The organism is Mesorhizobium sp. WSM4822 (assembly GCF_055811155.1).
Genome location: NZ_JBVVQM010000006.1, coordinates 110,976 through 125,896 on the forward strand (window position 1 = coordinate 110,976; position 14,921 = coordinate 125,896).

At 60.5% G+C, this 14,921-nt stretch carries 11 protein-coding genes; 7 read left to right on the forward strand and 4 right to left on the reverse strand.

Translation table 11 applies throughout. The features are described 5' to 3' along the window. Window positions 1–2: 2 nt before the first annotated feature. The 7 genes from AC0L3E_RS15770 to AC0L3E_RS15800 all read left to right on the forward strand — a co-directional run bounded on the left by AC0L3E_RS15770 (window position 3) and on the right by AC0L3E_RS15800 (window position 10,498). Entirely contained in the window at window positions 3–953 is a 951-nt protein-coding gene (locus AC0L3E_RS15770) for a substrate-binding domain-containing protein (protein ID WP_023808960.1), read from the forward strand. Window positions 954–1,025: 72 nt separating this feature from the next. Next, window positions 1,026–1,619 carry a DJ-1/PfpI family protein gene (locus AC0L3E_RS15775; protein ID WP_013533129.1) on the forward strand — a complete coding sequence of 198 codons (594 nt, stop codon included), beginning with the start codon at window positions 1,026–1,028 and terminating at the stop codon, window positions 1,617–1,619. Window positions 1,620–3,042: 1,423 nt separating this feature from the next. After that, window positions 3,043–5,637 carry an AMP-binding protein gene (locus tag AC0L3E_RS15780; protein WP_473605125.1) on the forward strand — a complete coding sequence of 865 codons (2,595 nt, stop codon included), beginning with the start codon at window positions 3,043–3,045 and terminating at the stop codon, window positions 5,635–5,637. Next, entirely contained in the window at window positions 5,634–6,617 is a 984-nt protein-coding gene (nadE, locus tag AC0L3E_RS15785; protein WP_281062082.1) for an NAD(+) synthase, read from the forward strand. Before AC0L3E_RS15780 ends, nadE begins: the two co-directional genes overlap by 4 nt. Before the next feature lie 3 nt (window positions 6,618–6,620). Further along, a complete protein-coding gene (gene asnB / locus AC0L3E_RS15790; RefSeq protein WP_128308323.1) occupies window positions 6,621–8,642 on the forward strand; it encodes an asparagine synthase (glutamine-hydrolyzing) in 2,022 nt (673 codons plus the stop codon). After that, window positions 8,639–10,192 carry a class I adenylate-forming enzyme family protein gene (locus AC0L3E_RS15795; RefSeq protein WP_164898620.1) on the forward strand — a complete coding sequence of 518 codons (1,554 nt, stop codon included), beginning with the start codon at window positions 8,639–8,641 and terminating at the stop codon, window positions 10,190–10,192. Before asnB ends, AC0L3E_RS15795 begins: the two co-directional genes overlap by 4 nt. 39 nt (window positions 10,193–10,231) lie before the next feature. Beyond that, window positions 10,232–10,498: an acyl carrier protein gene (locus AC0L3E_RS15800; protein WP_027036262.1), complete on the forward strand. Its 267-nt coding sequence runs from the start codon at window positions 10,232–10,234 to the stop codon at window positions 10,496–10,498. 57 nt (window positions 10,499–10,555) lie between these two features. Here the strand turns inward: AC0L3E_RS15800 and AC0L3E_RS15805 are convergent, their stop codons facing one another. From AC0L3E_RS15805 to AC0L3E_RS15820, 4 genes are all read right to left on the reverse strand, one after another. Continuing rightward, window positions 10,556–11,248 (reverse strand): N5-glutamine methyltransferase family protein, encoded by a 693-nt coding sequence (locus AC0L3E_RS15805; RefSeq protein ID WP_164898619.1) that lies wholly within the window; start codon window positions 11,246–11,248, stop codon window positions 10,556–10,558. A gap of 114 nt (window positions 11,249–11,362) precedes the next feature. Then, window positions 11,363–12,574 carry a polysaccharide biosynthesis/export family protein gene (locus AC0L3E_RS15810; RefSeq protein WP_473605126.1) on the reverse strand — a complete coding sequence of 404 codons (1,212 nt, stop codon included), beginning with the start codon at window positions 12,572–12,574 and terminating at the stop codon, window positions 11,363–11,365. Between the two features lie 37 nt (window positions 12,575–12,611). Further along, a complete protein-coding gene (locus AC0L3E_RS15815) occupies window positions 12,612–13,871 on the reverse strand; it encodes a hypothetical protein (protein WP_128310049.1) in 1,260 nt (419 codons plus the stop codon). Next, complete coding sequence (locus AC0L3E_RS15820) at window positions 13,868–14,872, reverse strand: SDR family NAD(P)-dependent oxidoreductase (protein WP_473605127.1); 1,005 nt, start codon at window positions 14,870–14,872, stop codon at window positions 13,868–13,870. The genes AC0L3E_RS15815 and AC0L3E_RS15820 overlap by 4 nt, the downstream gene beginning before the upstream one ends. Between the last annotated feature and the right edge of the window lie 49 nt (window positions 14,873–14,921).

Genomic DNA, 14,921 nt, shown 5'->3' on the forward strand with positions numbered 1-14,921 from the left:
CAATGTTCAGTAGAAAATGGATTGCGGCGGCGACACTTGGCGCGCTGCTGCTGGCCGGCCAGGCCATGGCGCAAGACAAGAAGGTCATCGCGGTGTCGATACCGGCAGCCGACCACGGTTGGACGGCGGGCATCGTCTATCACGCACAAGCGGCGGCCAAGGAAATCAATGCCGCGTTCCCGAACGTCGAAGTGGTCGTGAAGACGTCGCCGTCGGCGGCGGAGCAGGTCAGCGCGCTTGAGGACCTGTCGGCCAGCCGCAAGCTGGACGCTTTGGTGATCCTGCCTTACAGCTCGGAAGAGTTGACTCAGCCGGTCAAGGCTATCAAGGACATGGGCACGTTCATCACCGTCGTCGATCGCGGTCTGACTGACGCCTCCGTCCAGGATCTTTACCTCGCCGGCGACAATATCGCGGTTGGCACCAACACAGCCAAGTTCATGATCGACAAGCTCGGCGGCAAGGGCGACGTCGTTGTGCTGCGCGGCATTCCGACCGTCATCGACGACGAGCGCATCAAGGGCTTCCAGGACACGATCAAGGGTACGAACCTGAAAGTCCTCGACATCCAGTACGCGCATTGGAACAGCGACGAGGCCTTCAAGCTGATGCAGGACTATTTGGCCAAGTACCCCCATATCGATGCGGTCTGGGCCAATGACGACGACATGCTGCTTGGCGTGCTCGAAGCGGTCAAGCAATCGGGCCGGACCGATATCAAGCTGGCGCTCGGTGGCAACGGCATGAAGGACATCGTCAAGAAGGTGATCGACGGCGACGCCATGACGCCGGTCGAGACGCCATATCCGCCGTCGATGATCAAGACCGCGATCTACATGACCGTCGCCAACCTGATCGGCCAGGCACCCGTCCGTGGCACCGTCAAGCTCGACGCGCCGTTGATCACCCAAGCCAACGCCAAGGAATACTATTTCCCTGACTCGCCATTCTAACCCTGTCCGATTTCACCGAAAGGCAGGGCGCGGTCTGCGCCTTGCCTAGCTCAAACACTGAGAGGAAGAGCCATGCCAGGCAAAAAGATACTGATGCTGACCGGTGAGTTCACCGAAGAATACGAAATCTTTGTCTATCAGCAAGCCATGGAAGCCGTCGGTCACACCATCCACGTGGTATGCCCGGACAAGAACGCCGGAGATCTGATCAAGACCTCGCTGCACGACTTCGAGGGCGACCAGACCTACACCGAAAAGCTCGGCCACTATGCGCTGATCAACAAGACTTTCTCGGAAGCTGAGAGGCAGCTCGATCAATATCATGCCGTCTACTGCGCGGGCGGCCGCGGCCCGGAATACATCCGCACCGACAAGCGCGTGCAGGCGATCGTGCGCCATTTCCACGAGGCCAAGAAGCCGATCTTCACCATCTGCCACGGTGTGCAGATCCTGATCGCTGTCGACGGCGTGGTGCGTGGCAAGAAGGTCGCAGCACTCGGCGCCTGCGAGCCTGAAGTGACACTGGCGGGTGGCACCTATATCGACCTGTCGCCGACCGAGGCCTATGTGGACGGGACAATGGTTTCTGCCAAAGGCTGGACGGCGCTTGCTGCGTTCATCCGCGAATGTTTGAAGGTGCTGGGAACGGAAATCCGCCACGCGTAAGCTTCTGGAACCGACGCATTCCCCAAGGGATGCGTCGGTTCTCTTCAATAGCGCCTCCATATCCATATCAATTCGGTCGGGATCGCGGCTGTCGAGCGCACCGGTATAGGCGAGATGCTCAAGGAGTGCCGCCTGGTTGCGCTGCTTTCGTCCTTCTTGTGCTGGCGCGCGGCGCTGTTTCGGCGTCCGGATTAGAGGTCGTGTCGTCGACCGTGCGGCCCGTCGTCGCCCCAAGCGATCACGCTCGGTGCCGAGGTCCGGTGAACAAGTTCCCACAAAACCTTCTGACGACCGTTCGATCGGCGCTCAGGCGCGACGTCACCATGAAAGCGGGATGCGCCTGAGTTCAGGCCTGCGTCAGTCAAGCTGGCATCGCGGGCAAATGGTCTCCCGGCGTCCGGGTTGGTCATCGGCCTGACGAAAAGAACGGCGTCTAGGAACGATTCCGGCCGGCTGCCGTTGCCTAACATTAGATATCTCTTATGGAAGTTGCGAAATGCCGCTGTGTCAGAATCTATGCCCTCTTGAAATGACGTTCAAATGCCCGCGTTGCGGATTGGCTTTGCTGAAACCCGGGCGCTGGTTTCAGGTTGCATCGAAATATCGCTGCGAGGGATGTCACAGCGAAATCCGGATTACTTATCCCGACAAGATTGCACTGTTCCAGAAGTATGCGGCGCAGCGCGAGGCTCCACCTCCGCCAAAGCATAGCTCAGTCCTGACCAAGTCATTCAGCGGCTAGGCCATGGTCCTGCCAGGGGCGGCGGGGCGACTGAACGCTGACTGCCGGCGGCAGGGTTGCCTGTCGCATGGAACGAAATCCGTTCCCTGCGGTTGGAAGGTCATGCCTCCAGCTACACGCAATTGAACCGGCCATGCCCTGCAGTCAGGAGCAGTGATGCAAACATACCTGGTAGAGCAAATGGAAGGGGACGACGTGGTTGCGGCGAGTAATGTCAATGCGTCCAGCCCGTTCACGGCGGCGACTATATCAACAGGACGCCAGGTTACCCTGAGGACATGGGAAAACAACTGGGTTCGTGTCACGGATGAGCTTGGAGGGGAAGTATTCGCATACTGCTTCATTTCAGGCACTGGCGAAGCGGACCGCAGCGCACAGCCCGACACTTCGGTAAGGTAGCACAGCCGAGCGAGCGCAGGCTGGCATGCTCAACTTCGAACGATTTAAGCGATCAAGACCGCCTCGCGCATCATCCGAATGATTGATGAAAAGATCATGCCACGGGGCGATAAGCGGCAACAATCCTAGCGTGGGGCCCTTATGTCTCTGGCGCATTTAGAATCTTCGAGGGCGATTCAAACGGTGCAGGCTGACTACCAAGCGGTGGTCTCTTGTCGATGGTCAAAAGTTCCCGATCATGCTCTTGACGAGGGCGGGCCCGTTCTACGTCTGCATCAACGGATGGGAACTGGCTTCGTCGATATTCCGGTCTTTGATCACCTGAGGGAAATCGCCGGGCATTATTCCGAAAAATTAGCCGCCAGCGACGGCACCAACCGACTGACCTATTCCGAGCTTTTTCGGGCGGTCGAGGCCTTGGCCAGCCGGATTGAAGCCGTCGTTCCCGACGGAAATGCGGTTGGAATACTTCAGGCCAACTCGGTCTGGTACACCGTTGCGATGCTGGCCAGCATGGCATCCGGTCGACCGTCAGTGCCGCTTAACGTGCGAGATCCGGACTCGCGCATCAACGAAATCGTCGCCGACGCGAGGCTCTCCGCCATAATTGGCGACAAAGGCCTCCACGGCCTTGATCTGCCCCAGCACGTTGCCCGGATCGATATAGCGCAATCGTTGCAGGCAACGCTTCGTCCAGCTGGACACCGTACCGTTTCTGTCGATGCACCGGCAATCGTGCTTTATACCTCCGGCAGCACGGGCCGCCCCAAGGGGATTGTCAACAGCCAGCGGAGCTTGCTGTGCCGGGTGCAGCAATATGTCGACGCGTGCCACATCAATGCGCAGGATGTTTTCTTGCCCCTGACCGGCCCGGCAACCATCGCCGGTTGTCGGGAAATACTTGCCGCTCTTCTTACGGGTGCTACGTTGCAGCTTGTGGAGGTCGAAGCCGTCGGCCTGCGCGCGGTTCGCGGCCGCATGCAATCGGAAGGCGTGACGATCACCTATCTGGTGCCGGCATTGCTTCGCGCTCTCCTGGCGGATGAGCCCGCGGACGCCTTTGGTTCACTCAGGGTTGCCCGAATTGGAGGCGAGAAGGTGTCCTCGGCCGACATCCGCCTGGTGCGCAAGGCTGTCCCGCCAACTTGCCTGGTGCAGATCGGCTATTCATCGACGGAAACGACTGGATCGCAGTGGTTCTTGCCGCACGATTGGCCGGAATTCGATTCCTCAGCTCCCGTCGGTTGGCTGCTTCCGGGTATCAGCTTCGCAGTGGTCGATGAAGAAGGTTACCCGGTTCAGCCCGGCAAAATCGGAGAACTGTTGATCAGAAGTCCGTATGTCGCCCTCGGATATTGGGAAAACGGGGCAGTCGTTCCGTTTGAAATAGATCCCGACGACCAGACGCTTCGCATCTTTGCGACGGGCGATCTTGTGCAAATTGGGAGTGATGGCCTGTTGCGGATCATCGGTCGCAAAGGGCGCCAGATAAAGGTCAATGGGCGGCGCGTTGAGCCGGCCGAACTCGAACGGGTTCTGCGTGGCGCGCCGTCGGTGAAGGATGCCGTGGTTATCGTCACCCCGGCGAATGAACTGGTTGCGTTCGCCGTCCCGCACGGCGGGGCGGGAGCCAGTTTTTGCGACGAGCTGCGCCAACTTGCCAGGACAAAATTGCCGCCGGCGCTTTGCCCGCTGCGGCTCCATGCAAGCGCCGAGATACCGCGACTGGCCAGCGGAAAGATCGATATGGCAATGCTGGCTGCAATCGACCTTTCGGTTCGGGAAACAACGCCCCCACCGCAAATCGCCCATGCGGGAAATGAAGTTCCTGCTCATCAGATAGTACGGCGTGCCTGGACCAAGGTCCTTAAGACGCGGGTCGCCCTGGGGTGCTGGGATGAAGCGGGGGGAGATTCGCTTAAGCTGCTCCATTGCGTGATGGAAATCGAAAGCGCGATCGGGCAGGAGCTCGGATTGGAAGCCTTCACGGTTGGAATGAGCTTCGATGAGATGGTTGCAGCGGTCATTTCCGCTCAACGAGGCGGAGAGCACGCGCCCGCCTGGAAACACGAGCCTCCGCTGCTTTTCCTTTTCCCCGGGTCGGTCGGTTATGGTCCGAGCCTTGCTTCGTTCGCTTCGGCAATAAGCAAGGTCGCCAGGGTGTCTCCCATCAGATATCCGGCCCTGGGCATGATCCTGCAAGGTCAGAACACTGTCGCCGCAATGGTCGAAGCTGCAATCGATCATATCAACCGCGTGCAGCCTACCGGCTGTGTTCGCCTGCTTGGCCACTCGCTCGGAGGAGCGGTCGCTTTTGAGGTTGCCGCGCGTCTGCTTGATCAAGGGCGAGCGGTAGCGTTCACGGGCATTCTGGATACCAGTCTGGTTGGCGAACGCAGCAAGCGTTGGGAGACCATTACCCGGACATTTCACCGGATCCGAACCAATCGTATATCGGCTAGTCGGGTGGCGTGCCGCGCGCTTGCCAAGGTCGCGGTCAAAATGCACTGCGAATCCCGGCTTGCCAGCTTCCTCGACCGCTATGCCGAGGGTCAGTTCAACCCGACGAGCTTCAGAACCAAACTGGAACTGCAGGAGGTTCTGCGGGCGCGCGCCTTCTTCCAATGGCTGGCAGAACCCAGGCCGATACTGCCGATCACCGGCACCTTGTTCCGTTGCGCGCGGCCCGGAATGCCGCTTGCACTCGGGTGGGACCGGGCATTCGTCCATCTGGACGTCATTCCGATCGCCGGCACTCACATCGACATGGTCGTGGAGCCCCATCTGACCATCAATCGCCCACTCATCGAAAACGCTGTGACCGAGACCTACTCTTCAGTCGAGTCACGCCAACAGGAGGCAGTGTCATCGACCTGATCGGGGAATTCAGCAGCGATGTGCTGGCGCTCGATGCCCGGCTGGAGATCGATCGCATCGTCGAGACTTTGCGCGAGCAGGTTCTCGGCACACAACGGCGTCGCGGAGTGGTCGTCGGGCTCTCCGGAGGCATCGACAGTTCGGTCGTCGCAACGCTGTGCGCACGGGCGTTCGGGAAGGACAAGGTGCTCGGCCTGTTCATGCCGGAGCGCCATTCGTCAGGCGACTCGTTGAGGCTTGGCCGCAGCGTCGCCGGGCAGCTTGGCATCGACACAATCCTTGAAGATATCGAGCCGGCGCTTGAAGGCATCGGCGCATACGCCCGACAGATCGAGGCCATCCGAACTGCCGTCCCTGGATATGGCGAAGGCTGGAAATGCAAGCTGGTCATGGCATCGGTGCTGGAGAGCAGCGGCCTCAATATCACGCGCCTTACGGTCGAGGATCCGCACGGAAAGATCGACACCGTGCGTCTGTCGCCGGCGGCTTACCTGCAGATCGTCGCTGCCACCAACTACAAGCAGCGGGTTCGCAAGATGACCGAGTATTATCATGCGGACCGCCTCAACTATGCAGTGGCAGGCACGCCAAACCGGCTCGAATATGACCAGGGCTTCTTCGTCAAACAGGGCGACGGCATCGCCGATGTGATGCCTATCGTCCATCTCTACAAGACCCAGGTTTACCAGCTGGCGGAGTATCTCGGTATTGACAAGGAGGTCCGAACAAGGCCGCCGACCACGGACACGTTTTCCATGGCGCAAACCCAGGAGGAGTTCTACTTCGCTTTGCCCTATCAGTTGATGGATTTGTGCCTCTATGGCATGAATCACGGAATTTCGGCCGGCGTGGTTGCCGCCGCCGCTGGCCTCACCGCCGAGCAGGTCGAGAAGGTCTATAAGGATATCGTCAGCAAACGCCGCGCCGCCCGCTATCTTCACGCACGGCCGCAGCTGCCCGCTGCGATGGACAGGGATTGACCCATGTGCGGCATCGCCGGAATTGTGGCGCTGAACGCGGCTGCGGAGCCTCCTTCACGAGCCGCGCTTCTACGAATGGCAGCCGCGCTCTCCCATCGAGGTCCGGACGAAAGCGGCCTTTACCGCGACAGGCGAGCGGGGCTGGCGCATACCCGCCTGTCGGTCATCGATCTCTCGACCGGACAGCAGCCTCTCGCCGACACAGGCAATACCACCTGGATCGTCTTCAACGGCGAGATCTTCAATTACGTCGAGCTGCGTGACCAACTCATAGCCCTGGGACATTGTTTCCGCACCCGCAGCGATACGGAGGTCGTCGTGCATGCCTACCGCGCCTGGGGTGTGGGCGCGTTCGAGCGGCTGAACGGGCAATGGGCACTCGCCATTTGGGACTCGCTGATAGGCCGCCTCGTCCTGTCGCGCGATCGGTTCGGCATCTGCCCGCTGCATTTGTGCGAACACGCTGGCCGCCTGCATTTCGCCAGCGAAGTTAAGGCCATCTTCGCAGCCGACCCGGCGATACCGCGGGCCTTCGATCCGGCGGGGGTCGACCAGACTTTCACGCTGTGGACGGTCGTACCGCCGCAAGGCGTATTTCAGGGGATACAGGAACTTACCCCCGGCCATGTCCGCATCTACGACAATGGCAGCGTTCGTGAGCACGCTTTCTGGAAACCTTGCTATCCCGAGAGCGAGGACCTGGCCCATGGCACCTTCAGGGGCTCGCTGGAGGATGCGGTGGACGAAGTGCGCGGCGCCTTGCAGGCCGCGACGGCGCTTAGAATGGTCAAGGCGGACGTGCCGGTCGGCTGCTACCTTTCCGGCGGGCTCGACAGCTCACTTGTCGCCATGCTCGGGAGGCGCTTCGCCGGCGCGCCGCTCCAGACTTTCTCGTTGCGTTTTGCTGACGCCGAATATGATGAAACCCGTTACCAGCGGCTGGTTGCCGGTGCGAGCGGCGGCGAGCACCACGAGGTGATGGTTTCGCGCGGTGACATCGCCGACATCTTCCCGGATGTGATCCGTCATGCCGAGCGTCCGATTCTCAGGACCGCGCCGGCGCCGTTGTTCCTTCTCTCGAGGCTGGTGCGCGAACATGGCATCAAGGTCGTGCTGACCGGCGAGGGGGCCGACGAGATGTTCGCCGGCTACGACCTGTTCCGGGAAGGCAAGGTCCGCCGCTTCTGGGGGCGGCAACCCGCCTCCGCCCGACGCGCCCGACTGCTGGAACGTCTGTATCCCTATCTGAGCCGCTCGCCGGTCAAGCAGCAGGCGATGGCGCGCCAGTTCTTTGGACACGGTCTCCATGCATATGGCGCGCCCGGCTTCGCGCATGATACCCGCTGGCGCACCACCAGCGCCATCAAACGGCTGTTCTCGGCCGACATGCACGCCGAAACGGCGCGTCGCGACGTGGTGGCTGACCTGCTCGGCCGCCTGCCCGAAGAGTTCCAACGATGGGGTCCTCTCGCGCAGGACCAGTACCTTGAGATCAGGACGCTGATGTCGGGCTACCTGCTCTCCTCGCAAGGAGACAGGATGCTGATGGCTCACTCCGTCGAAGGGCGTTTCCCGTTCCTGGACGACAAGCTCGTGGCCTTGGCGAATTCGCTACCGGCCGACTACAAGCTGCGCATTCTGGATGAGAAACACGTGCTGAAGCGTGTGGCGAAATCGATCGTCCCCGCGGAAGTCGTGGCCCGCAAGAAGCAGCCCTACCGGGCGCCCAACGCACTTTGCTTCATGGGCGATAGCGCACCCGCCTATGTCCGCGAAGCACTCTCTGAGACTACCCTGCGCGCGGCGAATGTCTTTGATCCGAACTCGGTCGCGCGCCTGCTGGACAAATGCGCTGCCAAGACCGGCGATGGCGATCTGTCCAACTCGGACAACATGGCGCTGGTCGGCGTGCTGTCGACGCAGCTCCTCCATCAGCAGTTTGTCGCAAGCCGTCCATCAAGCGGGCGTGCGGTCGACCTCAGGATAGATGTCGATCGCCTGCACAGGGAAGAGGTGCTGGTATGATGCATGGCGCCGTCCCTCTGCTGCACGACTACCTCAGCCATTCGGCCGGCCGACTCGGCGACAAGGTGGCGCTGGTGTGCGGCGGGCACCGGCTCGCCTATGATGAGCTCGAGACACGTTCCAACGCGGTCGCCCATCATCTCGTCACGTCCGGGGTCGCCCCCGGTGACCGCGTCATGATCTTCGCCGACAACACCGTCGAGACCGTGGTCAGCTTCTGGGCGGTTCTCAAGGCGAGCGCCGTTGTGTGCATCGTCAATCCGCTCACCAAGAGCGACAAGCTGGGGTATTTGCTCAACGATTGCCTGCCGGCAGCATTGATCACCGACAAACATTTGCAGGCAATCTTTACTGAACCGGCGCGTAACTGTCCGTCGCTGCGGCGGCTCATCGTCTCCGGTCCGATGGACGTCGCCGAGCTCCGGGGATTGCCGCATGCCGTGCGCTGGGATGAGGCGGCTGCCGGCCACGGCAAAGCGCCGGCCCGCCGCCGCATCGATATCGATCTCGCAGCCATCATCTACACGTCGGGCTCGACCGGCGAACCCAAAGGCGTGATGCTGACGCACAGGAACATGATGGCAGCCTGCACGTCGATTGCCTCGTACCTCGAACTTGGCGAAGACGACGTGATCCTCAATGTCTTGCCCCTGGCCTTCGACTACGGCCTCTATCAGATGATAATGGCATTCCGTACCGGGGCGCGCTTGGTCCTCGAGCGCTCGTTTGCCTTCCCCGCACAGATACTTGCGATCATCGAAAGGGAGAGAGTTACAGGCTTTCCCGGCGTGCCAACCATCTTTGCCGCGCTGTCGGATCTCAAGACGCTGAAGGCAGATGATTTTGCAAGCATAAGGTATGTCACGAACACTGCCGCGGCACTGCCGCTCAAGCACATTCGCCTGCTCCAGGAACTGTTTGCCGATGCTCGCATCTATTCGATGTACGGCCTGACCGAATGCAAACGCTGCACCTATCTTCCGCCGGAAGATCTTGCTCGAAAACCGTTGAGCGTGGGGATCGCCATCCCGAACACCGAAATGTGGATTGTCGATGAGGATGACCGAAGGGTCGGTCCCAATGTCGTCGGCCAGCTGGTCATTCGCGGGGCAACGGTCATGAAGGGCTACTGGGGTAAGCCGGAGGCTACCGCGAGGAAGCTCAAGCCTGGCCCTTTGCCCGGCGAGCAGGTTCTGTACACCGGCGACTACTGCCGAATGGACGAGGAAGGCTACCTCTATTTTGTCGGCCGCAGCGATGAGATCATAAAATCGCGGGGAGAAAAGGTGGCGCCCAGGGAAGTCGAAAACGTGCTGATGGAAATCCCGGGAGTACGGGAAGCCGCGGTCGTTGGAGTTCCCGACGACCTGCTAGGGCAAGCAGTGAAAGCGTTTGTCGTCATGGAGCAAGGAACGATCATGTGCGAAAAGCAGCTGCGGATGGAATGTCAGAAGCGGCTGGAAAACTTCATGATTCCGAAGTCCATCCAGATTGTGTCCAGTCTACCGATGACGGACACGGGCAAGCTCAAGAAAATAGCGCTTTCATAAAGCGACACCTGGAAATCATTTGGATCGGAGGCCAATTCAATGCTGAGCACGAACAACAGAATTGACACCTACAGCGATCAGATACGCGCCTTTCTGGCGTCAAATTTCTACGTGGCCGACCCGCGTGCCCTGGAGGTTGAAACGTCGTTGCTCGACCAGGGCATCATAGACTCGACTGGAGTGCTTGAAGTTATCGGCTTCGTCGAGGAGACATTCGGCATCACTGTCGAGGACAGTGAACTTCTGCCTGAGAATTTCGATTCCATCCAGGGAATTGCACGTTACGTGCTCAGCAAGGAAAACTGATCGCTGGGCCGCTTTAAGGGCGTCCTCCCAACCGAGCGCGCAAACCAATGGCGCGGCTCACGCTGGCGCTTTGGCCCGTGCACAAACCACCCTGGCTTCACCGGCTTTGTTTGCAACCGCGCGAATGCTCTCGTAGGCTTTGGAACGCTCAACCAAACTCATGACCTGCCGGTCCTGGCCAAGCCCGACCTCGAAAAGCAGCATGCCACCTTGCCGCAGATAGCGCCGCGCCTCCTTGATCACCCGCATGTGAATGCTCAGGCCGTAAGGCCCGGCAGCGAATGCCTCACGTGGTTCAAGTTCCATCAGATGCGCGCGGTCGTTTTCGAGCCGCTTCTCGGAGATGTAAGGCGGGTTGCAAACGACCAGATCGATCGTGCCTTCGAGCTCCAGACCCGAGAAGGAATTGAACAGGTCGCCCTGCAGCACCGAAATGCGTCCGGCCAGGCCAAGATGGGCGACATTCCGGCAGGTGGTTTCGACACAGCTGTCAGTGAGATCGCTCGCCCAGACGCGCGCGGTGGGGACCTTGTATCCAATGGCGCAGGCGAGATTGCCCGCTCCGCAGCACATGTCCACGACACGCGGGACCGGCCGATTAAGTTCACGAAGCACATTGAGGGCGGTGCTGCCGAGCAATTCCGTCTCCGGGCGAGGGACGAGCGCGCCGGGCGCGACAACCAACTTCAGCCCCATGAAGCCGATGCGGCCGGTGATGTAGGCGCTGGCGACATCTATTTCACCAATCACGACAAACCCGCTTTCTTGATTTTCCCATGCCCGATTTCTCAGGTCGCCCGGGTCTTCATGCCGTGAGGCGAGGCATCAGCCACCGTCGTTCCCGAGTCGGTTCACGTTGCGTAACTACTGGATCGCCGCGCTCTGCAGGTCGCTGCTGAACCTCACCTCGATGGTGTCTCCAGGCGCGACCTCAGTGTCCTGGTCGACCGGTCGACCTCTCGACGCGTCGCCGGCTCCACCGGTTATTGTGATCCGCGCCTGGAAGGTTTCGCCGGCGACCGGCAGCGGAAGAGCGGACGCCCCTGATGGCTGAAGCTTCTGGCTGGCTGCGTGGAGCCTTGCAGTGGTCTCGGCGAGGCGAAGGTCGGTGTCCCTCAACTCGTTCAGAAGGCCGATCCTTCGTTGATTTTCATTGCGTTCCTGCTGCCTGACGAAGTCTTCCTGCTGGCGCCGCGTTCTCATGAGTTCGACCGAGGTCTCGAGCGCCCGGCTCGACGACATCAGCACCGCACGTCTGACATCGGCGAGCCTGCTGTTGGTCAGATTGCCCGATTCGAACGATTTGGTGACCCGCGCCAGATCGTCCTCATCCTGTTTCACCGCTGCCGCTTCCGTCTGCTCGCGCTTGAGCAGAACCTCGACCTCAGCCTCGGCATCCTTGGCGGTCTTGTCGAGATAGCTTTGCTCCTGTTGAAAATTGTTCAGCGAAATTCTGAGACCCTCCGCTTCCGCCTGCGCGACCGCCGATATCAATGCATTCGACAGGGGCGAGCCCTGCGGCGGCTGCATGTCAAATTCTGCCTGGTTCTGAAGTTCGGCGCGGATGCGGGCGCCATGAAAGTAGTCCCTGATGTAATCCCCCCAGATCGACTCGTAGTCGCGTCGCAGATCAACGGGATCAGGTCCGCTTTGGCTTGCCCGCGACCGCAGAAGGCTGAAACCGCCGGCGACCGCAATCGCCTGCCGGACTGTCATGAGTGGCCGGTAAGCCTGCTGCCCTGGCGTCAGCACATCGCCAGTCACGTAGATCGGCCGGTACTCCGCGATCACGGCCGTGACGTCGCTCGGCTTGATGACGATCATTTGCTCCCGTCCATCAGGCAGACGCTGGTGGACGATCTTGGTTGGCAGCACCGCTTCCATGCGCGTCTGCAATTCGGCCGGCGTCAACCCGCCAACCGGGATCATCCCGAACTCGGGCAGCGCGATCGAGCCATCCATCTGGACAACCGCGCGTTGCGTTCGTTCCGCTATGGAGGCAATTCCTATCTCCACCGTGTCGCCGGGGGAGAGCTTGTAGGCGGCCGGCGCTTCGGCCGCGGTTGCGCTGCTCAAGGCCAGGCATCCGACAAGTGCTGCAAAGGAAATTCGGCTAACGAAGGCCATTGGTGGCAATCTCCTTTTGATTCAGATCCGGCTGCGGCGGCCAATCGAGATGGGCGACGAATTCGTAGACCGGTCCGCCCGGTACCCCCCAATTGCTAGACCAGATCACTTGCGACCCATCAGGGGACGGGGAGGCGTGTGTCTCGCTCCAATAATCGAACGGAGCGTTCCGCGTCTGCACGATCCGTCGGACCTCTCGACTGCCGTCGACACGCAGCGCGATCACCTCGCGCGAGTATGGAGCCCAGTCCGGCTGGCTTCGAACCTCCTCGGGATTGCCCCCGTAACTCATGAATGCCCATTCGGGCCGGTCCAAAGCGCGCAGCGACGCATGCTCGGCCTCGCCGAACTTCATGAGCGACGTGACCTTTCCATCGGACAGCCGACGTTTGATCACCTGATATTTGTCGGGGCTGGATTTGCTGATTCCGACGTAAATTTCGCTGCCGTCCGCGTCGAGAGTCATATCGCCATGGCCGGGCCGATGATGGTCCTTCCACGTCTGGCGCAAGGTGCCGTCGATTGCGAAAATGGCTCGCTGCTCGGTGCCGTCGGCCAGGTTTTGGAAACACAGGATGTTTTCTCCAAGCGGAGAAATGGTGCAGGAACTGGTCGTTCCGGCAACCTGGGCGAGATTGATGTCCGGGTATTTCAGACGCCGGTCGAGATCATATGCGAAGGCGACGGCAGCACCATCATCGCGGGTCGCGCGTACGGCAATGCGGCTGCCGTCACGACTTGGATTTCCCTTGGACGGGCCGAATTTGAGATCCCGATATTTCGCAGCGGCAAAAACTATGTCCTCACGATTGCTGCGGGGCGCCCAGGTCGAGATATTCTGATCATCGACACAAATCATCAGGTCCGCGTTTCGAGGGTGCCATTCGCACTCACCCGGCTTGTTGCGATGGAACAAAGGAACGTAGTTTTTCCCGTCGAGGAAGCACATGCCGTCGCAGCCGTTCATGAGGACGAGGAGGCTCTGATCGGCATTCCACGCTTGCGCGCTCGAGTACCGATGACTGCAATATATTTTGCCGCAGACAATTCCGCCGCCAAGAGCTCCGGGCTTGGTGATCCGAGTGAAGCTGATCCCTGTCGCCGGATCGGTTGCAGGTTTCAGGTAAGCGGGCAGATCCATTGCCGGCTCCGTGCCTGCCGCACCGCTCGGCCGGTTTCCGGCTGTGTGTAGCGCCAGCAGAGCGGCCATCAGCAGCACAGCTGGTATGAGCCGCGGAAAGGTCATGTCATATAGCTCATTTCGCGACGGACGCGGCCCTCGCTAAGGCGCGAACGCCACCACTCGATGGTTCTTTCCAGACCGTCACGCAGGCTTGTATGCGCCCGCCATCCGACTTTACTTTCAAGGTTCGAGGAATCGGCGAGCAACGCGCGAACCTCGGAGTTCTGCGGCCGCATCCGGCTTTCGTCGCGACGTACCGGTTTCCTGGTGCCACTCAACTCGAGCACCAACTCCAAAACGTCCGAGACACTGACGGCGCGCTGGCTGCCGGCATTGTAGGCATGGCCAAATTCAAGCTCGGCCGCCCCTGCCGCCACAAATGCCGCCGCAGTGTCTTCCACAAAGGTAAGGTCGCGGATAGGGCTGGTGTCGCCGACCATGATCGCCGGACAGTTCTCGTCCAGAGCCTGCCTTATGATGGTCGGCACGATGGCCCGCTCGCTCTGGCGCGGCCCGTATGTATTGAACGGTCGCAGGATGACCACCGGCACATCGAAGGACCTGGCATAAGACGCCGCCATCATGTCCGCGCCAATCTTGGATGCGGAGTAGGGGGACTGTCCCTGCAACGGGTGGGATTCGTGGATCGGCATGGTCAGAGCGGTGCCATAAACCTCGCTCGTGGACGTATGCACAATGCGCTCGGTTTCCCAGTGGCGTGCCGCTTCGAGGACATTCACGGTGCCCAGCACATTGGTCTCCACATAGGATTGGGCAGCAGCGTAGGAATAGGGAATCGCAATCAGCGCAGCCAGATGAAACACCACCGCCTGGCCGCGCACGATCCGGTTGATGAACGCGCTGTCACGAACGTCGCCACGAATGCATTGCAACTGGCTTCGAACGTGGTCGGGCAAATCATCCAGCCAGCCATGGCTGTCGAACGAGTTGTAGAGGGCCAGTGCCGTGACATCGGCACCTTCGTGCACCAGCGCTTCCGTGAGGTGGGATCCGATAAATCCATCCGCACCGGTGACCAGGACCTTCCTGCCGCGATAGCTCACGACCGTGCACTCCTTCGATCGTGTGAGCCGTCAAACTGGCGAACGAACA

What these genes read in the sequence shown, in the direction of transcription:
- AC0L3E_RS15780 (WP_473605125.1), top strand. Translation starts at nt 3,043, where the DNA reads ATGGGAACTGGCTTCGTCGATATTCCGGTCTTTGATCACCTGAGGGAA.
- AC0L3E_RS15770 (WP_023808960.1), top strand. Translation starts at nt 3, where the DNA reads ATGTTCAGTAGAAAATGGATTGCGGCGGCGACACTTGGCGCGCTGCTG.
- AC0L3E_RS15800 (WP_027036262.1), top strand. Translation starts at nt 10,232, where the DNA reads ATGCTGAGCACGAACAACAGAATTGACACCTACAGCGATCAGATACGC.
- AC0L3E_RS15775 (WP_013533129.1), top strand. Translation starts at nt 1,026, where the DNA reads ATGCCAGGCAAAAAGATACTGATGCTGACCGGTGAGTTCACCGAAGAA.
- asnB (WP_128308323.1), top strand. Translation starts at nt 6,621, where the DNA reads ATGTGCGGCATCGCCGGAATTGTGGCGCTGAACGCGGCTGCGGAGCCT.
- AC0L3E_RS15815 (WP_128310049.1), bottom strand. Translation starts at nt 13,871, where the DNA reads ATGACCTTTCCGCGGCTCATACCAGCTGTGCTGCTGATGGCCGCTCTG.
- AC0L3E_RS15795 (WP_164898620.1), top strand. Translation starts at nt 8,639, where the DNA reads ATGATGCATGGCGCCGTCCCTCTGCTGCACGACTACCTCAGCCATTCG.